The sequence below is a fragment of the Kitasatospora sp. NPDC008050 genome (assembly GCF_042957465.1).
GTDB lineage: Bacteria > Actinomycetota > Actinomycetes > Streptomycetales > Streptomycetaceae > Kitasatospora.
Genome location: NZ_JBIBIJ010000003.1, coordinates 336,843 through 358,877, shown reverse-complemented (window position 1 = coordinate 358,877; position 22,035 = coordinate 336,843). Strand labels below are relative to the sequence as shown.

Genomic DNA, 22,035 nt, shown 5'->3' with positions numbered 1-22,035 from the left:
GAAGTTTGACAAGTACGCTTGCATGTATGCCATATCATCACGCTCTGCTCGGCTCGATCGCAGCCACGCTCCGTGAGGCGGGCCTTCCGCTCGCCGACCAGGGCGGCGGAGCCGGCGGCGTGGTGCTGTCCCGCCAGAGCCACGGCGTGACGGTCTCCTGGCAGACCGGTCCGCAGGGCAGCACGGTCGACCCGCTCGGCGCCGGGGTAACCGTCCCCGCCCGTGCCCTCGGCGCCGCCGCCATTCGCTCCCGGCACTTCCGGGTCACCCTGCGCCTCGCGGCGCTGCTGGCCGAGGCCGGCTACCACAGTGAGCACACCGGGGACCGGGTGCTGATCAGCAACCCGACCGGCTGCTGATCGGCCGTGCCCGACCGCCGAACCGCCACGGCATCCGTGCGGGTCAGCCGCTCGCGGCAGCGCTGAGCAGGCCGGTCACCAGGGCGAGCGGCGGCCAGTCGAGGCGGCCGTGCCGGGCCACCGCGTAGGCGCGCAGTTCGACGTCGGGGGCGGCCAGCGGGACGAGCCGCACCCCGGGCAGGGTCGGGAAGTCCACCGGCAGCAGGGCCACGCCCAGGCCTGCCGCGATCATCTCCTGCACCAGGTCGAGGCTGTCGGCCTGGTGGGTGACACGCGGGTGGAACCCCGCCATCGAGGCGAGCGTGCGGATGACCTTCTCGTCCGCCGTGTTCCGGGAGTTGACGATCCAGTCGTGCGCCCGGAAGCGGGCGAAGACGTCCAGCGTCGTCCCTTCGCCGGGCTCGGCGTCGGCCGGCACGCCGAGCCCCCACCTGGCGGTCCACAACGAGGTCGCGCTGACCGTGGGGTCCTCGGCGGCCGGGGCCAGGTTGTAGTCGTAGGTGAGTGCCAGGTCCACCTGGTCGGTGGCCAGCAGCTCCAGCGACTCGGCGGGCTCGTGTTCACGGATGAGCACGTGCACCTGCGGACTGGTCGCGGCGAGGTCGACCACGATGGGCAGCAGGTAGCCGCGGATGGCGGTGGCGAAGCCGGCGACCCGCAGCGTTCCGTTGGGCTCGGCACCCGGGCCGAGGTCGCGGTGCGCGGTCTCGACCGCGGCGAGGATCGTCACCGCGTGCTCGGCGAGCCGCCGGCCGGCCGGCGTCAGCCGGACCAGCCGCCCGGCGGGTTCGATCAGCGCGGTGCCCATCTCGCGGGCGAGCGCGGCGATCTGCTGCGAGACCGTCGAGGTGGTGATGCCGAGCACATCCGCGACCGCGCGCATCGAGCCCAGCCGGGACAACTCCGCCAGAATCTGCAGTCGCCGTGTGTCCATCCGGCCATTGTTCAGCTTATCTGAACGGTTTGTCCATGATCGGCACGTGGACGGAAACGGTACGCACGTCATCTACTGATGCGCATGAGCCCGCTGGAAACCGTCGCCCGTCCCCTCGCCGCCCGCCCACGCCTGCGCACCGCCCAGGGTGGAGCCCTGATGGCCATGGGGGCGATGTCCTCGGTCCAGCTCGGACTGGCCCTGTCGGTACCGCTCTTCGCGCAGCTCGGTGCCCTGGGCACGGCCGGCCTGCGACTGGCCTGGGCCGGCGTCCTGGTCCTGCTGCTGATACGCCCGCGCCCCCGTGACTTCGCCGGCCGGGACCTGCTGGCCTGCGCGCTGCTGGGCCTGGTGACCGCCGGCATGGTGCTGCTCTTCATGCTGTCCGCCGCGCGCATCCCGCTGGGCACCGCGAGTGCGCTGGAGTTCCTCGGCCCGCTCGGCGTCTCGCTGCTGCGCTCGGGCGGCGGGCGCAAGCACTGGGCGGTGCTGGCCGCCCTCGGCGTCGTCCTGCTGACCGAGCCCTGGCGCGGCGGGATCGACCCGGCCGGCCTCGGCTTCGCGCTCGGCGCGGCGGCCTGCTGGGCCGGCTACATCCTGCTGACCCAGCGCGTCGGCGACCGGGTCAACGGACTGAAGGGACTGGCGGTCTCGCTGCCGGTGGCCGGCGTGGTCGCCACCCTGGTCGCCGCACCTTCCGAGTTCGGCCGGGTGACCTGGCCGCTGCTGCTCATCATGCTGGGGCTGGCCATGCTGAGCACCGTGCTGCCGTTCTCGCTCGAATTCCTCGCGCTGCGCCGCCTCTCCGCCGGCGCGTTCGGCACCCTGATGAGCCTGGAGCCGGCGATCGCGCTGCTCATGGGCCTCCTGGTGCTCGGTCAGGTCCCCGGCTTGGCGCCGGCCGCCGGCGTCGTCCTGGTGGTGATCGCGGGCACCGGCGCGACCCGCGGCGGCGGGCGCGAGGCGGAGCCGGTTCACGACGGCGAAGCCGTGGAGCCGGTGACGGACGGCGAGGCCGTGGAGTCGGCTCGCGACGGCGTGGCAGTGGAGGCGGCTCGGGTCGGCGAGGTCGGCGGCCCGGTGGTGGACGGCGAGGTCAGGGAGCCCGCGCTCTGCGCCTGATCACCTGCCCGTTATCCCTGGGCGGTGGGGCGAACCACGATGTCACCGACATCGACACCGTCCGGCTGCTCGATCGCGAAGGCGATGGCGCGGGCCACCGCCTCCGGAGGCAGCGCGATCTCCATCAGCTCGTCGATCCGGGCCTTCACTGTTGGTTCCATCCGCTCGGCGAAGTCCGTACGGACGGCGCCGGGCGAGACGACGGTCACCCGCAGGCTGTCGCCGGCCTCCTGGCGCAGGCCCTCGGAGAGGGTGCGCACGGCGTTCTTCGTGGCGGCGTACACCGACTGGAGCGGCACGACGCGCAGTCCGGCGGTGGACACGGTGTTGACGAAGTGTCCGAAGCCCTGCTCCCGGAAGACGGGCAGGGCTGCGGCGATCCCGTAGAGGACGCCCTTGAGGTTGACGTCGATCATCTCCTCCCAGTCCTCGACGCGCAGGTCGTCCAGGGGGGAGATCAGACCGACCCCGGCATTGCCGACCAGGACGTCGAGCCGGCCGTACTGCTCGCGCGCCAGTTGGACGAGACCGGCGAGGTCCGCGCGTCGCGTCACATCCGTGCGGGCCCAGACGGCAGTGCCGCCGTTCTTCGCGATGCGGGCGGCCAGGGCCTCAAGCCGCTCCGGGCGGCGTGCCCCGAGCACGATCTTCGCGCCGCGTTCAGCCAGCAGAAGCGCGGTCGCCTCGCCGATGCCGCTGCTGGCACCCGTGATCGCCACGACCTTGCCTTCGATTCCCGACTTTCCCGAGTTTTCCACGATTTCCGACATGTTCGACAGCCTTCGCTACGAGGGGGGTGGGGGCAGGCCAGGCCATGCCCTAGAGTAGAAGTGGAGGCTCCGCCACTTCGTCCAGACTAAGTGGAGAAGTCTCCACTTAGCAATGGAGAAGGGGAGCGAGTCGCCGATGGCCCGAGATGCAGGACGCCCGCTGCGGGCCGACGCACAGCGGAACCGGGAGAAGATCCTGGCCACCGCGGTGCGCGTGTTCACCGAGGAGGGGCTCGACGCGCACTTCGAACGCATCGCCAGGGAGGCGGGCGTGGGCACCGGCACCCTCTACCGCAACTTCCCGACCCGGGAGGCCCTGATCGAGGCGGCCTACCGCAACGAGGTGGCCCGACTGTGCGATGCCGTCCCCGGCCTGCTCGCCGCGATGCCGCCCGCGGAGGCCCTGCGGGTGTGGACCCGCCGCTTCATCGACTACGCCACCGCCAAGTTCGGCATGGCCGACGCCCTGCGGGCCGTCGTCGCCTCGGGTACCAACCCCTACGCCGAGAGCCGTGAGCTGATCCAGCGCGCGCTCGGCGACCTGATGGACGCCGGCACCGCGGCCGGGGCGATCCGGTCCGACATCCGTGCGACCGACATGTTCGCCGCCCTCGCCGGCATCGCCCTCACCTCGGCCGCGCCGGAGCAGCGGGAGCAGGCCGAACGCCTGCTCGACCTCACCCTGGACGGCCTTCGGGCGACCGCCCCGCCGCGGCCGCCGGAAAGCTGACGGTCCAGGGCCGGCGATCGAACAGTGCGGTATCGGTGGTGCACGTACGGGTGAACGGGGACGACTTCTCGTGTCCTTGATGCTCCGGAGGAGTTGCGTCGGGTGTTGCGTCTGTCCCCGACTCAGGAGTTTCTGTGGATCAGCCCCTCAGCCGGCAGCCCCTGCCCGCCGATGACCGTGCCGGTGTCTCCCGGCGCACCCTGGTCGGCTCGGCGGCCGGTGTCGCCGCGATGGCCGGCGTCACCGGTCTCGCCCACCGCGCGGCGGCCGCACCGGCCCCCGCACCCGCCGCCGCTCCCGCCGCCGACGCCCTGCCGAATGCCGGCGGTGGCGGGGGCGGCGCCGACGAGGCGCAGGGCCGGGATCTGGCCCGGAAGATGCTGCTGGTCAGCGATGACGAGCAGGAGGACCTCAAGCTCTCCTACCTGCGGATCCTGATCGACGAGAAGCTGCCGCCGCGCGCACCGCGCAAGAAGGTGCTGATCGTGGGCGCCGGTGTGGCCGGTATGACGACGGCTCACCTGCTCAAGCAGGCCGGGCACGAGGTGGTGATCATCGAGGCGAACGGCAGCCGGGTGGGCGGCCGGGTCAAGACCTTCCGTGGGATCTTCACCGACCCGAACCTGCACGCCGAGGCCGGCGCCATGCGGTTGCCCGACTTCCACCCGCTGGTCCTGGCGCTGGCCGACAAGCTGGGCCTGAAGCGCCGGCTCTTCTACAACGCCGACGTGACGCCGCGTGCCATGCCCACCGGTGCGGTGCCGCCGGTGGTCTACCGCTCGTTCACCGGCGAGACCTGGAGCAACGGTCCGGAAGGCGGCTCGTTCCGAGCGCCGACCGCCAACCTGCGTACCAAGATCGCCGTCAACGGCATGCACACCACCCGCGCCTCCTACGCGCAGTCGCCCCGGGCGGTCAACGCCACCTTCGGCACCGGCCTCGACACCTCCACCACCGACGCCGTGACCAAGGCCTTCGCGGACGTCACCGTCCCCGACGGCCCGATCGGCGACCAACTCGCCGCCTGGTCCAGCGTCTTCCAGCGCTACGACGGCTACTCCACCCACCGCTACCTGGTCGAGAAGGCCGGCTGGGACCTCCCCACGATCCAGGCCGTCGGCACGCTGGAGAACATGACCTCCCGGCTGCACTACTCCCTGATCCCCACCCTGATCGACCACGCCGTGATCAGCCCCACCAACCGCTACTGGGAGCTGGACGGCGGCACCGACGTGCTGACCGAGGCGCTGGCGGGCAAGCTCCGCAACGAGCTGCGCCTGGGACGGCGGATGACCCGGCTGGTGCAGACCGACGCCGGCGTGCGCATCGAGACCACCGCCGAGAGCGGCACCGAGGAGTCCTGCGACGGCGCGCCGACGAAGCCGATGGAGACCTTCGAGGGCGACTACGCGATCATCACCGTCCCGTTCAGCGCCCTGCGGTTCTGTTCGATCGAACCGCTGATGTCGTACCAGAAGCGCCGGGCCGTCAACGAGCTGCACTACGACTCGGCGACCAAGGTCCTGCTGGAGTTCAAGACCCGGTTCTGGGAGGACGGGCCGAACGGCTTCACCGGTGGCGGCTGCGTCTCGGACAGCGCCAGCCGCTTCACCTACTTCCCCTCGCACTCCCCGGACGGCTCGCGCGGCGGCGTCGTGCTGGCCGCCTACACCTGGTCCGACGACGCCATGCGATGGGACTCGCTCACCCCCGGCGAGCGGTACGCGTTCGCCCTCAACGACATGGAGAGGCTCTTCGGACCCAAGGTCCGCACCGAGTTCACCGGTGTCGGCGCCACCCAGTCCTGGGCCCGGGCCCGCTACGCGCTCGGCGAGGCCGTCATCTTCACCCCCGGCCAGCTGCACGAGCTGCACCCCGCCTCCCGCACCGTCGAGGGCCGGGTCCACTTCGCGGGCGAGCACACCAGCCTCAAGCCCGCCTGGATCGAGGGCGCCCTGGAGTCCGCGGTCCGCGCCTTCCTGGAGGTGCACCCCCGCTGACCGGTCACTGAGACTGCCGTCCTCGGGCTTGTCGGGCAAGCCCGAGGACGGTCCGGTCGACCTGGGCGATGAGCAGGGCGACGTCGTCGTGGCCGCCCGGGTCCCGTAGCGCGGAAAGGAGCCGGTCGCAGGTGGCCTCCAGCGGGAGCCGGGGCCCGGCGAGCAGGTCGAGGAGGGTCCGCAGCCGGGTGTCGAGGGGCAGGTCGCGGGTCTCGACCAGGCCGTCGGTGTACAGCACCAGCCGGTCCCCGGGCCCGAGGTCGAGGCTGGTGGCCTCGAAGGGGACGCCGCCGACGCCCAGTGGCGCGCCGGTGGGCAGGTCCAGCAGTGCGGGTGCGCCGTCGTGGCGGATCAGCACCGGCGGCAGGTGGCCCGCCACCGCGACGCGGCAGCGGCTGCGGTGCGGGTCGAAGACGGCGTAGACGCAGGTGGCGATGGTCTCCTCCAGACCCTGGGTGGTGCGGTCCAGGTGGTGCAGTACCTGGGCCGGGTCGAGGTCGAGGTCGGCCAGGGTGCGGGTGGCGGTGCGCAGTTGCCCCATGGTGGCGGCGGCGTTGATGCCGCTGCCCATGACGTCGCCGACCACGAGGGCGGTCTTGTCGCCGGAGACCGGGATGGCGTCGAACCAGTCGCCGCCCACCTCGCCGGCCGCCGCCGCGGGCTGGTACCGGTAGGCGACGTCGAGGCCCATGGCCCGGGGCGGCCGGCGCGGGAGGAGGTGGCGCTGGAGGGTCAGGGCGGCGTGGCGCTGGCTCTGGTACCAGCGGGCGTTGTCGATGCAGACGGCGGCGCGGGCGGCCAGTTCGCCGGCCAGCACCACGTCGTCGTCGTCGAACGGCAGCGGGTGGTGGGTGCGCTTGAGGTCGAGGGCACCGAGGACCTCGCCGCGGGCGATCAGCGGCACGGCCAGGTAGGAGTGCAGGCCGGCCCGGGCCAGCAGGGCGGCAGCCGCCTCGTCGCGGGCGATGTGCGGCAGGTCCTTGGCCTCGACGTGCGCGACCAGGACCGGGAGCCCGGTGGTCACGCACCGGGTGACCAGCCGGTCGGCGTCGTACTTGGCGATCTCGCCGACCGGGTCGGCGGCCCGGACGGCCTCGGTGGCGTGGACCGCCGCCACCGCGAGGGCCCGGAAGGTCGCGGGCGCCGCGGTGGAGACCGCGCCGGTCGGGCGTCGGTTCAGGACCGAGTCGAGGACGTCCACCGCCGCGATGTCGGCGAAGTCGGGAACGACGAAGTCGGCGAGCTCCCGGGCGGTGCGGTCGAGGTCGAGCGTGCTGCCGATCTGCACCGAGGCGCGGGCGATCAGGGCCAGCCGCCGCCGGGCCTCGGCCGCCTCGGTGGCCGTGCGGTGCTGTTCGGTGACGTCCACCACCGAGGTCGCCAGCCCGATCACCCGCCCGGCCGGGTCCTCCAGCCGGAAGTACGAGGCCCGCCAGGCGTGCTCGACGTCCGGGTCCGCCCGCGTCCGGCCGACCGTGAACTCGTCCACCAGCGACGTGCCCTCGGTCAGGACCTGCTGCATCGCGGACTCGATGGGCTCGACGTCCAGGAACGGCAGTGCCTCACGAACGGTGCGGCCCAGGTGCTCGGCGGCGGAGCGTCCGTTGATGCGTTCGAGCGCCGGGTTGACCAGGACGTACCGCAGGTCGGTCCCCAGCACCGCGAGCCCGATCGGGGACTGCGCCACCAGGCGCGCCGACAGTGCCACGTCCCGCTCGACACCGCGCAGCGTGGCCTCGTCGGCGGCGATCCCGAGTGCGTACCGGCTGCCCTGCTGGTCCTGCAGCCGCATGTTGCGGAACTCCATCGGCCGGATGCTGCCGTCCTTGTGCCGCACGGGGAAGACCCCGGCCCAGCTTCCGCTGCCCTCCATGACCTCGCCGAACAGCTCCAGGACCGTGCCGACGTGCTCCTCGGCCACCAGGACCTCGGCCGCGTGCCGGCCCAGTACCTCCTCGGGCCGCCAGCCGAACATCTCCTGGGCCTGCGGGCTCCAGAGCACGATCCGGCCCTCCGCGTCCAGCACGGCGGCGGCCAGACGCAGCACGTCCAGCAGGCTGCCGGGCTCCGACGTGACGGCCCCGGCCGGGCTCTGCCGGGCCCCGAACGCATCTCCTGTGCGCACTGCGGGCCCTCCTTCCGCCCATGCCCGGGACGGCCCGACGGGCTTCTCTTCATCATCGGACTCCTCGGCCGCCCTGTCATGTGCCGTCCCGGTCGGCGCCTCCGTCCACGTCTCGGCATCTGGACGCCTCCGGTGAATGCGGCTTCCCATCCCGCCGATTGGGCCTAAGCTGGCGGTGCAGCTGGTTCGCCCTGCCCGCCAGGCAGGCGCGTCGCAAGAGGGAACCCGGTGGGAATCCGGGACTGCCCCGCAGCGGTGAGTGGGAACGACCGCCGTCATACGCACTGGGCCCGGCCGGGTCTGGGAAGCGACGGCCAGTAGGTGACCGCCCTTTCGGGTGGCCGTGCCCGCGAGTCCGAAGACCTGCCCGTTGCCCGCACGCGACCGTTCGCGCGCGGAGATCCGGTGACCTCGTGGGCGGGTCGGCGTGCAGATCAGGTGGGCTCGGCGCTTTCCACGCGCACGCGGCTCCGCCCGGTTCGTCACCCCTTCGCGCCTTCGTCCCGTCACCGGGGACCAGGAGGAATCAGGCTCGCGAAGGAGAGTCCCTTGACAGCGAAGTCCGCAGCCGCGGCAACCCGGGCGACCGTGCACGGCTACCCCCGCCAGGGCGGTAACCGGGAGCTCAAGAAGGCGATCGAGGGGTACTGGAGGGGCGCCGTCACCGCGGACGTCCTGCTGGCCACCGCCGCCGCACTGCGCCGGGAGAACTGGAGCCGGCTCGCCGACTCCGGCGTCCAGGAAGTGCCCACCGGCGACTTCTCGCTCTACGACCACGTGCTCGACACCACGGTCGCCGTCGGTGCGATCCCGGCCCGCCACCGCGCCGCCGTCGCGGCCGACCCGCTGGCCGGCTACTTCGCCATGGCGCGCGGCACCCAGGAGCTCGCGCCCCTGGAGATGACCAAGTGGTTCGACACTAACTACCACTACCTGGTACCCGAGTTGGGGCCGGACACCGGCTTCGCCGCGAACCCCGCCAAGCCGGTCGGTGAGCTGGCGCAGGCCCTCGCGCTCGGCCACACCCCGCGCCCGGTACTGGTCGGCCCGATCACCTACCTGCTGCTGGCCAAACCCGCGCCGGGCGTGGCGGCCGACTTCCAGCCGCTCACCCTGCTCGACCGCCTGCTGCCCGTCTACGCCGAACTCCTCGCCGATCTGCGGGCCGCCGGGGCCCAGTGGGTCCAGCTGGACGAGCCCGCCCTGGTGCAGGACCGCACCCCGGCCGAGCTGAACGCCGCCGCCCGCGCCTACCGCGAGCTCGGCGCCCTCACCGACCGTCCCAAGCTGCTGGTCGCCAGCTACTTCGACCGCCTCGGCGAGGCCCTGCCGGTGCTGGCCAAGGCCCCGATCGACGGCCTCGCGCTGGACTTCACCGGCCCGGCCGCCGCCAACCTCGACGACCTGGCCGCCGCCGGCGGGCTGCCCGGCAAGCGCCTGGTCGCCGGCGTGATCGACGGCCGCAACATCTGGATCAACGACCTGGAGAAGTCGCTGGCCACCCTGGCGACCCTGCTCGGCCTGGCCGACCGGGTCGACGTCGCACCGTCCTGCTCGCTGCTGCACGTCCCGCTGGACGCCACCGCCGAGCGTGACCTCGATCCGCAGATCGCCCGCTGGCTGGCCTTCGCCCGGCAGAAGGCCCGCGAGACCGCACTGCTCGCCCGCGCGCTGCGCGAGGGCACCGGCGCGATCTCGGCCGAACTCGCCGCCAACCGGGCCGACCTGGCCTCACGCGCCGGCTCGCCGATCACCCGGGACCCGGCCGTCCGGGCCCGCACCGCGGCCGTCACCGAGGCCGACACCCGCCGGCCGCAGGCCTACCCGCAGCGCGCCGAGGCCCAGCGCGCCCGGCTCGGCCTGCCACTGCTGCCGACCACCACGATCGGCTCCTTCCCGCAGACCGCCGAGCTGCGCACGGCCCGGGCCGACCTGACCGCGGGCCGGATCGATGCGGCCGCCTACCGGGAGCGCATCGAGGCCGAGGTGCGCGAGGTGATCGCCTTCCAGGAGAAGGCCGGCCTGGACGTCCTGGTCCACGGCGAGCCCGAACGCAACGACATGGTGCAGTACTTCGCCGAGCAGCTCACCGGCTACCTGGCCACCCGGCACGGCTGGGTGCAGTCCTACGGCACCCGCTACGTGCGGCCGCCGGTGCTGGCCGGCGACATCTCCCGCCCGCACCCGATGACCACCCAGTGGTTCCGCTACGCCCAGGGCCTCACCGACCGTCCGGTCAAGGGCATGCTCACCGGCCCGGTCACCATGCTCGCCTGGTCCTTCGTCCGCGACGACCAGCCGCCGGCCGACACCGCCCGCCAGGTCGCGCTCGCCCTGCGCGACGAGGTGCGCGACCTGGAGGCCGCCGGTGCGGCCGTGGTCCAGGTCGACGAGCCGGCGCTGCGCGAGACGCTGCCGCTGCGCTCCGCCGACCGCGCGGCCTACCTGGCCTGGGCGACCGAGTCGTTCCGGCTGGCCACCTCCGGGGTCCGGGCCGACACCCAGATCCACACCCACATGTGCTACGCGGAGTTCGGCGACATCCTGCGCGCGATCGACGAGTTGGACGCGGACGTGATCTCGCTGGAGGCGGCCCGCTCGCACATGCAGGTCGCCGATGAGCTGGCCGGCGCCGGCTACCCGCGCGAGGTCGGCCCGGGCGTGTGGGACATCCACTCGCCGCGGGTGCCGAGCACCGAGGAGGCGGTGGACCTGCTGCGCGCCGGTCTGGCGGCGATCCCCGCCGAGCGGCTCTGGGTCAACCCGGACTGCGGCCTGAAGACCCGCGGTTGGACCGAGACCCGGGCCTCGCTGGAGAGCCTGGTCGGCGCCGCCCGCCGCCTGCGGGGCGAGCCGGCCCACTGAGCGGTGTGCTGAGGCCGAGGGGCGGGGGCAGCTTGAGCGCTGTCCCCGCCCCGGCGGCTGCTCAGCCGGATTCGGGCAGGCCGAGATGATCAGCCGCACCAGGTCGGCGGCGTCCTGTGGCCGCCCTCCTGCGGTGCGTCAGGTGCCGGGCGGGAGGGTGAAGTCGAAGACGGCCGAGTCGAAGGCCGCGTACTCCTGGTAGCCGAGGAGTTCGTAGAGGCGGGAGCGGGTCTGCATGCGCGGCAGCAGCGACTGCTGGGTGCCCTCGGCGGCGATGGTCCGCAGGCCCTGCTCCACCGCGCCCATGGCCAGGCGCAGCAGGGTGACCGGGTAGAGGGCGATCTCGTAGCCGAGGTCCTGCAGGGTGTGGGTGTCGAGCAGGGGGCCCTTGCCGAACTCGGTCATGTTGGCGAGCAGCGGGACGTCGACGGCCTTGCGGAAGGCCTCGAACTCGGCCTCGTCGGCGAGGGCTTCGGGGAAGACCGCATCCGCGCCGGCGTCGACGTAGGCCTTCGCCCGGTCGATGGCGGCGTCCAGGCCTTCGACGGCGCGGGCGTCGGTGCGCGCCATCAGCAGGAAGTCGGGGTCGCGGCGGGCGTCGACGGCGGCGCGGACGCGGCGGGTCATCTCCTCGCGCGGCACGACCGCCTTGCCGTCGAGGTGGCCGCAGCGCTTGGGGTTGACCTGGTCCTCCAGGTGCAGGCCGGCCAGGCCCGCGTCCTCCATCAACTGGACGGTGCGGGCGGCGTTCATCGGCTCGCCGAACCCGGTGTCCGCGTCGATCAGCACGGGCAGGTCGGTGACCCGGGTGGTCTGCTGGGCGCGGGCGGCGACCTCGGTGGAGGTGGTCAGGCCGATGTCGGGCAGGCCCAGATCGGCGGCCAGCGCGGCGCCGGAGAGGTAGGCGGCCTCGAAGCCGGTCTCCTGGATGAGCCGGGCGGACAGCGGGTTGAGGGCCCCGGGCATCGCCAACAGGCGTCCGGTGGCGAGGCGTTCACGCAGCGCTCGGCGGCGCTCGGCGGGCGTGGTGCGGGTGTGCAGCAGATGGGCGTGCGGCAGGTGGGTGTGCGGCATCAGAACAGGCCCTTCGGCAGGCGGGCGTCGACCTCGCGCACGGCCTGGGTGTCGACGGCGGGGAAGAGTTCGTCCAGGTCGGTCGCGCTCAGCTCGGCGAGCTGCTCGGCCGCGGGGAGGAAGCGGTTCTGGTCGGCCGGGGTGACGATGCCCTGGGTGAGGGTGCGGAACTTGCCCGCGTCCAGCAGCCAGGCGAGGAAGCCGTCCTCGCCCTCGTAGATGGGGGAGGGGGAGGTCTCGCCGCGCATCGCCCGGTCCACCGCCTCGATCGCCGCCTTGCCCGCGAACGCCGGCGCGTAGGCCTTCCAGCTGGAGATCTCGCCCTTGCGGGACTGCCGGGTGGCGGTGGTGGTGTGCACCGCCTGCTGCACGGCCTGGTGGACGGTCCCGGTCGGCAGCCGCAGCAGGGCGTCGATCCCGCAGGCGGTGGCCGCGCTCAGGTGGGCCACGTGGTCGATCCGGTGTGCGTGCAGGCAGATGCCCTTGACCAGGGCGACGTGGACCTCGTAGGCGGCGACGATGCCGCGCAGCAGGTCGGCGCCGGTGCGCCCGGTGTGCTGGGCGACGGCGAGCAGCGGCGGGATGTTGTCGCCGGGGTGCGAGTAGTCGGCGGCGAGGTAGGTGTCGTGGAAGTCCAGTTCGCGCACGGCGGTGCCGTTGGCCCAGGCGGCCCACTCCGGGGAGACCCGGGCGCGGGTGCCGAAGACCGAGGCGCCGGGGGCGGCCCGGCGGTGGGCGGTGGCCTGGGCGCGGGCGACCGCCACCGGGCGGCGCAGCAGGGAGGCGACGGCGACCGAGGCGTTGTCGATGAGCCGGTTGACGGCCATGGCCGCGCTCGCGGCCTCCAGTTCCACGGTGCCGGTGGCAACGGACGCGAGTTTCCAGGCGAGTTGCTCCTCGCGCGGCAGCCGGTCGGTGCTGGGGTGGACACGGACGTGGTGCTGGATCACGGGAACTCCTCGTGAGCGTCGCGCTGCCCTGGAGCGCTCGCGCGCCCCCGGGGTGCCCGGGCGGGGCTGAGGACCAGGCTGCCGTGTGCGAGCGCCGCGGGCCAGTATGCCGAGGTGCGAGCGCATGGTGGCGACCTGGGCCCGCGGGCGGGGCCGCGGATCGCGGTGGTCGGTGTCGGCGGGGCTGGTAGGGTCTGAAAATGACCGTGCCCGACCCGTCGTCGCCCCAGGCGGAGGAACCTGCCGACCTGTGGCTCACGCCCGCTGAGCTGGCGTCATGGATGTCGGTGGTCCGCCTGATCACCCGTTTGCCGTGGGCCATCGACGCACAGCTGGTGCGCGACGCGGATCTGAGCATGGTCGAGTACATGACCCTGGCGATACTCTCCGAGGCCCCGGAGCGGACCCTGCGGATGAGCGTGCTGGCCGAGAACACCAGCTCGTCGCTGTCGCGGCTCTCGCACCTGGTGAAGCGGCTCGAAAGCCGCGGCTACGTCCGGCGCGAGCCGGATCCGGCCGACGGACGCTTCACCAACGCCGTCCTGCTGCCCGACGGCATGAGCAAGCTCGAATCCGCCGCGCCCGGTCACGTGGCCTATGTGCGCCGCCTCGTCGTCGACAACCTGTCCGGCGAGCGCCTGCGCCGGCTCGGCCAGGACGCCGAGCGGATCCTGCAGCGGATCGACTCGCCCGCCCGCTGACGGCCCGCGGCCGTCGTGCCCGCGTGGCCCCTGTCGAATCGATGACTTGAATGTTAAAGTGATTGGGTGCAATGCCGCTCACGCGGTGGGCGGTATCGATCGCGCGAACCAGGAGATCCACGATGTCACTGGAGAACGAGAAGATCATCCGCAATGCCTACCAGGCCGCCGAGGACAAGGACGTCGCCGGGTGGGTCGCGTCCTTCACCGAGGACGGGACCTTCACGGACATGTCGATCCCGCTCACCTACCGCGGCCCGCAGGAGCTCGGCAGGACGGTCGAGGTCTACGCGAAGGCGTTCCCCGACATGCACCGTGAGCTCGGCCGGTTCTATGTCACCGGGGATGTGGTGATCGTGCAGCTGCGCCTGCAGGGAACCCACCTCGGGCCGCTGGAGCTGCCCTCGGGCACCGTCCCCGCCACCGGCAAGCGCATGGACGCCCCGTGCTGCGACGTGTTCGAGCTGGTCGACGGCAGGATCGAGCGCTTCGACTGCTACGCGGAGGGCTCCGTCATCGCCGCCCAGCTCGGCCTGGCCTGAGTGACGACAGGCCCCAGCGGCCTGGGCGGGGACTCGCGTGCCGGATCATGACTTGAGGCTTCAAGTCCATGGGTCTACGGTGAGAGTTGAAGGTTCAATCCATTGGAGGTCGCCATGGCCACCGTGAACACCCTCAAGATCGCCGTGATCCTCGGCAGCACCCGCCCCGGCCGCAACGGGAAGGCGGTGGCCGACTGGGTGGTCGACCGTGCGGGCGCCCGGATCGGCGCCGAGTACGAACTCATCGACCTCGCCGACTGGCCACTGCCCCACCTGGACGAGCCGGTGCCGCCGTCGATGGGCCAGTACCAGCAGGACCACACCAAGGCCTGGGCTGCCAAGATCGCCGAGTTCGACGGGTATGTCTTCGTCACCCCCGAGTACAACCACTCCATTCCCGGCGTGTTGAAGAACGCGATCGACTACGCCTACGCTGAATGGAACAACAAGGCCGCCGCTTTCATCTCCTACGGCACCGTGGGCGGCGTGCGCGCCGTCGAGCACCTGCGCAGCATCGCGAGCGCGATCCAGCTCGCCCACGTCAACCAGCAGTTGTGCTTCTCGCTCTTCTCCGACTTCGAGGACTTCGCCGTCTTCAAGCCCGCCGCGCACCACGACGGCGCGGTGACCAAGCTCTTCGAGCAGCTGGAGAGCTGGACGGCGGCCATGAAGACCCTGCGCAGCTGACCGGAGTCCGCCATGACCTCCCACGCCTCGGTCCCACCTCGGGAAGCCGCCGACCGCCTCGCCATCCGCGAGCTGGTCGACGCCTACGCGCACTGCGCCGACCGCCGCGACGCCAAGGGGCAGCTGGCCCTGTTCACCGAGGACACCCGTTTCCTGGTCTTCATGGACGCCACCGCGGCCGAGCCGACCCAGGAGCTGCACGGACGCGAGGCCCTCGCCCCGGTCTTCGACAACCTGAACACCTACCGGGCCACCACCCACTTCAACGGCCAGAGCACCGTCGTGCTCGACGGCGACCGGGCGAGCGGCGAGAGCTACTGCCTGGCCCACCACCTCTCGTTCGGCGCGGACGCCGAGCGCACGATCATGATCGCGTCCATCCGCTACCTCGACGAATTCGTCAAGCAGGACGGCGCGTGGTTCTTCGCCGAGCGCCGTCTGATGGTCGACTGGACCGAGACCCGCCCCTGCCCGTCCTGAACGACCGGGGCCGCCGCCGCGACCCCAGGAGCGTCACCGGATGACGGACGAAGGCGCCCCCGCCGTGACCGGCCCGGCGACGTTCTGGCAGCGGCTGCGGCGGCAGTTGTGGCAGCCGCCGCGGGCCCACGGTGAGCAGCCGAGCGAGCGCGTCGTCGGCCCGCTGGAGCTCTTCTACGACCTGGTGGTGGTCGTCCTGGTCGCGCAGGCGGCCCACCATCTCGCGGGCAAGCTCACCGCGCGCGGCCTCGGCGAATACGCCGCGGTGTTCGGGCTCGTCTGGATCGCCTGGGTCAACGGCAGCCTCCACCACGAGCTGCACGGCCGCGAGGACGCCCGGGCGCGGAGCACCTTCCTGCTCCAGATCCTGGTCCTCGTCCCGCTGGGGGCCTTCATCCCCGAGGCGGGCGGTGCCCGGGGCGCGGCCTTCGCCGTCGCGGCGGGGAGCCTGTTCGCGGTGCTGGCCGTGCTGTGGCTGCTGGCCTCCCGCGGCGACCGGCCCCAGTACCGCCGCTCCAGCAGACTCTTCGTCACCGGAACCGCCTGCTGCGCCGTCATCCTCGGCATGAGCGCGCTGCTCCCCGCCGCGTCCCGGGTGTGGACGTGGGGACTGCTGGACGTCGCCTACCTGGTGGGACTGGCCGCCGCGATCCTGCGAGCGGCGCCGGGCGCGGCCGCCACGCTCACTGTCACCGACGCCCTGATCGAACGGTTCGGGCTGCTCATCATCATCGTGCTGGGGGAGACCGTCACGGGTGTGGTGAGCGGGCTCGCGGCCGAGCCGGTCAGCGCGCTCACCATCGCGGTCGCGCTGATCGCCGTCGTGGTCGGCTTCGGCGCGTGGTGGACCTACTTCGACTTCGCCGGCCATCGCGCGCCACGGCGCACCCCGCTCGCCACCCTGCAGTGGATGCTCGCCCACCTGCCGCTCACCGCCGCGGTGGCCGCCATGGGCGCGGCCATGGTCGGCCTCGTCGAGCATGCCCACGCGGGGCGCACCGCCGCCGCCACGTCCTGGGTGCTCTGCGGTGCTGCCGCGGTCGTCCTCGTGAGCACCATGCTGGTGGCCGCCGCGCTCGAAGTCTGGCACGCCAAGCGCGCGTTGTACCGCCGCCTGGCGGGCACCTGTGCGGTGGCGGCGGTCGCCTGCCTCGGGCTGGGGGCGGCCCGCCCCGCGCCGGTCGTGCTCGGGCCGGTCCTCGTCGTGGTCTTCAGCATCCCCTGGGGGTTCGCCGTCGGCTACCGGCTGCGGCGCGGGTGAAGCGAGCCGGGTTCCGGCGCCCCAGGGGCTGGCGAAGGCTCAGATGAGCGCTTCCTTAGGGGAGTCTGTGGAAGTCCGTTATGGGGCATTCGCGCGTTTCGGCCTACCTAGGATCGGGTCAACCGGGTCGGCCACCGCCGTTCCACAGGTCCCACAGGAGACTCGTTTTGTCACAGGCTCAGACGCCGCACAGCAGGCGCTCCCACCGGCGGTCCTCCCTCAAGCGCCGGGTCCGCGTGGCCGTGGCGGGCTCCTCCATAGCCGCCGTGATCGTCGGTGGCGCCATCGCACTCAACGCCAACGCGGCGGTCACCACCGGGGTGACGATGCACCATGACACCGCCGCCGCCCAGCACTACCGCGAGGCCTGCCCGCCCGCCGCCCCGGGCCACTACTCCTGCAACGCGCTGGTACGCACCGACGTCAAGCCGCAGTTGGCCCGCTCCGGCGCCGCCGGTGCCTCCGGGGCCGCTGCCGGCGTCGGCGGCTACGGCCCCGCGGACCTGCAGTCCGCCTACAACCTGGCCTCGGCCGCCGCCTCCAGCGGCAGCGGCCGGACGGTGGCCATCGTCGACGCCTACGACGACCCCACCGCCGAGAGCGATCTCGGCGTCTACCGGAGCCAGTTCAACCTGCCTGCCTGCACCGCCGCGAACGGCTGCTTCAGCAAGGTCGGCCAGAGCGGTCAGGCCAGCGGCCTGCCGCAGCCCGCCCCGGCCAACGACGACTGGACGGGCGAGGAGTCCCTCGACGTCGACATGGTCTCGGCCGTCTGCCCCAACTGCCACATCCTGCTGGTGGAAGCCGACTCCGAGAGCGGCCAGGATCTGGGCACCGCGGTGAACGCGGCCGTCAAGCTGGGCGCGAAGTTCGTCTCCAACAGCTACGGCGGGCCCGAGTCGCCCGACCAGACCAGCGAGGACGCCCAGTTCTACAACCACCCCGGGGTGGCCATCACCGCCTCCTCCGGTGACTCCGGCTTCGGCGTCGAGTACCCGGCCGCCTCCCAGTACGTCACGGCGGTCGGCGGCACCGCGCTGACGAAGGCGAACAACGCGCGCGGCTGGAGCGAGTCCACCTGGGCCACCTCGCCCACCGAGGGCGCCGGCTCCGGCTGCTCCGGCTTCGACCCCAAGCCCACCTGGCAACAGGACAACGACTGCGGCAAGCGCACCGTCGCCGACGTGTCCGCCGTCGCCGACCCGGCCACCGGCGTCGCCAGCTACGACACCTCCAACGGCAACGGCGGCTGGAACGTCATCGGCGGCACCTCGGCGGCCGCCCCGATCATCGCCGCGACCTACGCGCTGGCCGGCACCCCGGCCACCGGCACCGTCCCGGCCGCCTACCCCTACGCGCACACCGGCGCGCTCAACGACGTCACCTCGGGCGCCACCACGTCCTGCACGCCGAGCTACCTGTGCACCGCCGGCCCCGGCTACGACGGCCCGACCGGGCTCGGCACGCCCAACGGCACCGCCGCCTTCGCACCCGCCGCCGCAGGTGGCGGTACGGGTGGCGGTACGGGCAGCGGGGGCGCCGGCGGCGGTACGGGTGGCGGCGCGACCGGCGGCGGGGGCAGCACCCCGCCGGGCCAGGGCGTCACGGTGACCAACCCCGGCAGCCAGACCGGCACCACCGCCAGTGCCGCCTCGCTCCAGATCACCGCGGTGGACTCCGACAGCACCCAGACCCTCGGCTACCGTGCGAGCGGCCTGCCGGCCGGCCTGTCGATCTCCGGCACCGGCCTGATCACCGGCACCCCGACCGCCGCCGGCACCTCCGAGGTGACCGTCACCGCCACCGACCAGGCCGGCGCCAGCGGCAGCACCAGCTTCAGCTGGACCGTCAGCAGCACCTCCGCACCCTGCGCCGGGGGCCAACTGCTCGGCAACCCGGGCTTCGAGACCGGTGCGAACATGGCGCCCTGGAAGAGCACCCCCGGCGTCCTCAACAACTCGATGTCCGCCGAGCCCGGCCACGGCGGCAGCTGGGACGCCTGGCTGGACGGCTACGGCCAGGCAGCCACCGACAACCTCTGGCAGACCGTCACCATCCCCACCGGCTGCTCAAAGGCGGCACTGTCCTACTGGCTGCACGTGGAGACCGCCAAGCACACCCGGCAGGCCACCGACACCCTCAAGGTCGAGGTGATCAGCAGCACCGGCACCACCACCGTGGCCACGTACAGCAACCTCGACGCCCACAAGGGCTACCAGCAGTACGGAGTCGACCTCTCCCGCTGGGCGGGCCAGACCGTCACCGTGAAGTTCGTCGGCACCGAGGACAACTCCCCGCAGCCGACCAGCTTCGTCCTCGACGACACCCAGCTCCAGGCCTCCTGACGACAGGCCCGAGGACCTGTCCGGCACGATCCGCCGGACAGGCCCCGGGGCAGCCGGCGTCGAACCCGGTTCGAAAATCGGTTCCAGGTTTTCCGTTATCCGCTGACCTCCCGGGGGTCTCCCATCACGGAAGGCCCTCGACAGCAGGAGAGCAGATGACCAACTACGCCACCGACGCCAACCCGGCTGCCCAGTCCTGGGACGGTGCAGGACCGGCGGGCCGGTACGACCCGAGTCCGGCCGCGCGCCGCCCCGGTGGTGGATCCCATCGCCGGGAGGGCAACGGCCGACACCGGGCCAGGCGGGCGCTGCCCGGCGCCAAGCCGCTGCTCGCCGCGGTCGCACTCGCGGCCACCGCGACCACCGTGGTGATCGGCGGCAAGGCCCTGTCGACCGACCCGCAGAACAGCAGGACGCTCTCCGCACCGGAACCCCCGGCCGCGCCCGACGCCCTGGCCAACACCGCCTCCGGTACGCCGAGCGGGCCCGCGGCCGCCACCACGGCCCCGCCCGCGCAGACCACCGGACCCACCCGGCTGCCCGGGGGATCCACCAGCACCACCCCGGTGACCCCGCCCGCCGCCGGACCGCCGTCGAGCGCGCCCACGCCCGCCACCTCACAGACCACCGCCGTCTCCCGGACCCCGGTGGCCCCCAGCGCCGTCCCCCTTGCCGCGCCGCGCTCCGCCGCCGCCGGCGCTGCCCCCACGTCCGCGCCGAGCCCCGCCCCCACCGGCGCCGCCCCCACGTCCGCGCCGAGCTCCACGGCCGCCACCGGCGCCTCCGGCAGCTCCGGCACCGACCTGGATGCGGCGGCCGCCCAGGTGCTGGCCGTCATCAACCAGGCACGCGCCGCCCAGGGCGCCGCACCGCTGCAGATGCTCGCCGGCCTGCAGACCAGCGCGGACGCCCACAACCACACCATGTCCGCGGGCTGCGGCCTGGAGCACCAGTGCCCGGGCGAGCCCGCCTTCGGTGACCGCGAGAACGCCGCCGGCGTTCAGTGGACGACAGCCGGCGAGAACATCGGCGACGGTGGCCCGGTCGCCGACACCACCACCGCGATAGCCAACATGGCCGTCGGACTGACCAACAGCATGCTCGCCGAGCAGCCGCCGAACGACGGCCACCGTCGCAACATCCTCAACCCGGACTTCCACCACATCGGCATCGAACTGCTCCGCGACTCCTCGGGAACGGTGTGGATGACCCAGGACTTCGCCAACTGACCCGCGCCGGCCAGGCGAGCCCCGGCCAGGTGAGCCGCAGCGGGGAAGTCCACTGCGGCTCACCGGCTCCGGCCGGGCCGAGGGGTCAGCCGGCGGCCGAGGCGCTGGTGCCGGTGCCGGCCATCCCCAGGGAGGTGCCGACGGTGCCGTAGATCCGGTCGTAGAAGGCCAGTTGGAATCCGGTCGACTGGTAGGCGATCCGGAATCCGTCCGGGTCCGCGGTGATGCTGGGGCTGCTGCTGCCGACCGAGGCCGGACCGGAGCCGGAGTAGATGCCGGACCAGCCGATCTGCCCGTTGGACTGCTCGAAGGCGGTCTCGGCCCCGCCGCTCAGCCAGGCGATGCTCGGGCTGGTTCCGCCGGCCAGCGGAATCTGCTGGTTGAGGGCGCCGAGGCTCGAACTGCCCTGGTACAGGTAGCCGTCCGTCCCCTGGAAGGCGTACACGTAGCCGCTGACCACCTCGGGCGCGAGGGACGGATTGGTGCCGCCCCGGACGTAGTTGCCGCTGACGTAGCTACCGGCCGCCCCGGTGAAGGCGAGCTGGCCGGTGTTGGCCACGTAGGCGATCTCGAACCCGCCGGAGTTCAGCGCCGCGATGCTCGGCGTCGAACTGCCCACCATCGGCAGCCCCAGGTCGGTGGTGCCCCCCGAGGACGGGGTGTAGATCATCAGGTGCCCGTTGGGACCCTCGAAGGCCACCTCCAGCGTTCCGTCGGCGGCGACCGCCAGGCTCGGGCTGCTCCCGCCGGCCAGCGGGACCCCGGTGTTGGTGGTGTAGTCGCTGCCTATGATCACCAGCGTCTTGTACGCCGTCATGATCGCCTCCTCCCAGCCGCCGTCCGGCAGGATGACCAGGCTCGGGCTGGTGTTGCGCAGGATCGTCTGCCCCAGGTAGCCGCTCCCGCCGGGCGTCCAGTTGTTCACCAGCTGGTTCCTGGGGATGCCGCCCTGGACGGCGGTCATCACCCGGCCCGTCACATCGGCCGTGGAGCCGTAGGAGACACCGAAGTTGCCGTTCGGGCTCAGCGCGGTGGGCTGGGCCGTGCCGCCGGCCGGGTCGTTCAGCGTGACGGCCGTGCCGGCCGGACTCCCGGCCGACAGCGGCGCGTTGTTCAGCGTCACGGCGGTGAACGCGTTGTAGCCGAACCGGGCCAGCGGCGTCCCCGCGCCGGTCCCCGCGCTCACCATGGCCTCGGCGCTCTGGCCCGCGGGGCTGATGTTCTCGACGTACTGCTGCCGCCAGGACTGGGTCAGGTCGCCGAGGACCAGCTGGTAGTTCATGAGGACCGGGCCCGGCGCCGCGTTCGCCACCGGGACGATCGAGGCCTCCATGTTGTCCTCGGGGATCACGCTGCCGAAGGTGACCTTGGTGCCGCCCGGGAGCGTGTAGAAGCCGTAGTAGCGCGCATTGCCGTTGCTGCAGTCGACCTGGGTGCCGATCTGGACGGTGTTCGGGTCGTTCGACGACATACCGTCCAGCCCGACCCAGAACGCCACCGAGCCGTTGGTGCTGCAGTCGACCCAGGGCTGGACCCAGGAGGCGTGCGCCTGCCGGGCAGTGCCGGCGCCGGCCACCTGGAAGCCGGCGCCGGCACTGCTGCTCACCCCGTGCGGACGCACGGTGGGCGAGGCCGTGCGGGCGGCGGCAGTGGCGACCGGATGATGGCGGACGGGGTGGGCCGGCACTGCGGCGGCGGCGGTGGAACCGGCGAGCAGAGTGCCTGATGCCACCAGTGCGGTGGCGAACAGACGGCGGACTGGGCGCACAGGGTGCTCCTCGGTGGTGAAGATCGGCGGTGGACGGCGGGAACGCCGCACACCGCGCCATCCGTACCCTCCTCAGACGTCCTGGAATCTTCA

Annotated in this window: 17 protein-coding genes, 1 pseudogene and 1 riboswitch; of the genes and pseudogenes, 12 read left to right on the top strand and 6 right to left on the bottom strand. The window is 72.7% G+C overall.

Annotated elements, in window-relative coordinates; translation table 11 throughout:
* Positions 1 to 26: 26 nt before the first annotated feature.
* On the top strand, positions 27 to 359 hold the full coding sequence (locus tag ACFZB9_RS08495; protein ID WP_391444879.1) for a hypothetical protein: 333 nt from the start codon (positions 27 to 29) through the stop codon (positions 357 to 359).
* Positions 360 to 402: 43 nt separating this feature from the next.
* Here ACFZB9_RS08495 and ACFZB9_RS08490 read toward each other — a convergent pair whose 3' ends face one another.
* Entirely contained in the window at positions 403 to 1,293 is an 891-nt protein-coding gene (locus ACFZB9_RS08490) for a LysR family transcriptional regulator (protein WP_391444877.1), read from the bottom strand.
* An 84-nt stretch (positions 1,294 to 1,377) separates the two neighbouring features.
* On the opposite strand from ACFZB9_RS08490, the gene ACFZB9_RS08485 reads away from it, so the two are divergent.
* Complete coding sequence (locus ACFZB9_RS08485; RefSeq protein ID WP_391444875.1) at positions 1,378 to 2,415, top strand: DMT family transporter; 1,038 nt, start codon at positions 1,378 to 1,380, stop codon at positions 2,413 to 2,415.
* Between the two features lie 11 nt (positions 2,416 to 2,426).
* On the opposite strand, the gene ACFZB9_RS08480 is transcribed toward ACFZB9_RS08485, so the two are convergent.
* Positions 2,427 to 3,185, bottom strand: a complete 759-nt coding sequence (locus tag ACFZB9_RS08480; RefSeq protein ID WP_391444873.1) for an SDR family oxidoreductase — start codon at positions 3,183 to 3,185, stop codon at positions 2,427 to 2,429.
* A gap of 136 nt (positions 3,186 to 3,321) precedes the next feature.
* Here ACFZB9_RS08480 and ACFZB9_RS08475 point away from each other — a divergent pair, with 136 nt between their 5' ends.
* Both ACFZB9_RS08475 and ACFZB9_RS08470 read left to right on the top strand, forming a co-directional pair.
* Positions 3,322 to 3,915, top strand: coding sequence for a TetR/AcrR family transcriptional regulator (locus ACFZB9_RS08475; protein WP_391444871.1), 594 nt, complete (start codon positions 3,322 to 3,324; stop codon positions 3,913 to 3,915).
* A gap of 134 nt (positions 3,916 to 4,049) precedes the next feature.
* Entirely contained in the window at positions 4,050 to 5,915 is a 1,866-nt protein-coding gene (locus ACFZB9_RS08470; protein WP_391444869.1) for a flavin monoamine oxidase family protein, read from the top strand.
* A 4-nt stretch (positions 5,916 to 5,919) separates the two neighbouring features.
* On the opposite strand, the gene ACFZB9_RS08465 is transcribed toward ACFZB9_RS08470, so the two are convergent.
* On the bottom strand, positions 5,920 to 8,040 hold the full coding sequence (locus tag ACFZB9_RS08465) for a SpoIIE family protein phosphatase (RefSeq protein ID WP_391444867.1): 2,121 nt from the start codon (positions 8,038 to 8,040) through the stop codon (positions 5,920 to 5,922).
* A 165-nt stretch (positions 8,041 to 8,205) separates the two neighbouring features.
* Positions 8,206 to 8,426: riboswitch (cobalamin riboswitch) on the top strand.
* Positions 8,427 to 8,589: 163 nt separating this feature from the next.
* Here ACFZB9_RS08465 and metE point away from each other — a divergent pair.
* A complete protein-coding gene (metE, locus tag ACFZB9_RS08460; RefSeq protein ID WP_391444865.1) occupies positions 8,590 to 10,905 on the top strand; it encodes a 5-methyltetrahydropteroyltriglutamate--homocysteine S-methyltransferase in 2,316 nt (771 codons plus the stop codon).
* 138 nt (positions 10,906 to 11,043) lie between these two features.
* Here metE and prpB read toward each other — a convergent pair whose 3' ends face one another.
* Positions 11,044 to 11,949: a methylisocitrate lyase gene (gene prpB, locus ACFZB9_RS08455; protein ID WP_391445192.1), complete on the bottom strand. Its 906-nt coding sequence runs from the start codon at positions 11,947 to 11,949 to the stop codon at positions 11,044 to 11,046.
* Between the two features lie 152 nt (positions 11,950 to 12,101).
* Positions 12,102 to 12,929, bottom strand: a pseudogene (locus tag ACFZB9_RS08450) (MmgE/PrpD family protein); the annotation flags it as partial.
* 200 nt (positions 12,930 to 13,129) lie between these two features.
* On the opposite strand from ACFZB9_RS08450, the gene ACFZB9_RS08445 reads away from it, so the two are divergent.
* From ACFZB9_RS08445 to ACFZB9_RS08415, 7 genes are all read left to right on the top strand, one after another.
* Positions 13,130 to 13,630, top strand: a complete 501-nt coding sequence (locus tag ACFZB9_RS08445) for a MarR family winged helix-turn-helix transcriptional regulator (protein WP_391444863.1) — start codon at positions 13,130 to 13,132, stop codon at positions 13,628 to 13,630.
* A 122-nt stretch (positions 13,631 to 13,752) separates the two neighbouring features.
* Entirely contained in the window at positions 13,753 to 14,172 is a 420-nt protein-coding gene (locus ACFZB9_RS08440; RefSeq protein ID WP_391444861.1) for a nuclear transport factor 2 family protein, read from the top strand.
* Positions 14,173 to 14,286: 114 nt separating this feature from the next.
* The gene (locus tag ACFZB9_RS08435) at positions 14,287 to 14,859 is read left to right on the top strand and encodes an NADPH-dependent FMN reductase (protein ID WP_391444859.1); all 573 of its coding nucleotides are present in this window, start codon (positions 14,287 to 14,289) and stop codon (positions 14,857 to 14,859) included.
* 12 nt (positions 14,860 to 14,871) lie between these two features.
* On the top strand, positions 14,872 to 15,339 hold the full coding sequence (locus ACFZB9_RS08430) for a nuclear transport factor 2 family protein (RefSeq protein WP_391444857.1): 468 nt from the start codon (positions 14,872 to 14,874) through the stop codon (positions 15,337 to 15,339).
* Positions 15,340 to 15,379: 40 nt separating this feature from the next.
* Entirely contained in the window at positions 15,380 to 16,600 is a 1,221-nt protein-coding gene (locus tag ACFZB9_RS08425; RefSeq protein ID WP_391444855.1) for a low temperature requirement protein A, read from the top strand.
* Between the two features lie 326 nt (positions 16,601 to 16,926).
* Positions 16,927 to 18,945, top strand: a complete 2,019-nt coding sequence (locus ACFZB9_RS08420) for a putative Ig domain-containing protein (protein WP_391445190.1) — start codon at positions 16,927 to 16,929, stop codon at positions 18,943 to 18,945.
* Positions 18,946 to 19,100: 155 nt separating this feature from the next.
* Complete coding sequence (locus ACFZB9_RS08415; RefSeq protein ID WP_391444853.1) at positions 19,101 to 20,174, top strand: CAP domain-containing protein; 1,074 nt, start codon at positions 19,101 to 19,103, stop codon at positions 20,172 to 20,174.
* An 85-nt stretch (positions 20,175 to 20,259) separates the two neighbouring features.
* Here the strand turns inward: ACFZB9_RS08415 and ACFZB9_RS08410 are convergent, their stop codons facing one another.
* Positions 20,260 to 21,942: a hypothetical protein gene (locus ACFZB9_RS08410; RefSeq protein ID WP_391444852.1), complete on the bottom strand. Its 1,683-nt coding sequence runs from the start codon at positions 21,940 to 21,942 to the stop codon at positions 20,260 to 20,262.
* Positions 21,943 to 22,035: the final 93 nt, after the last annotated feature.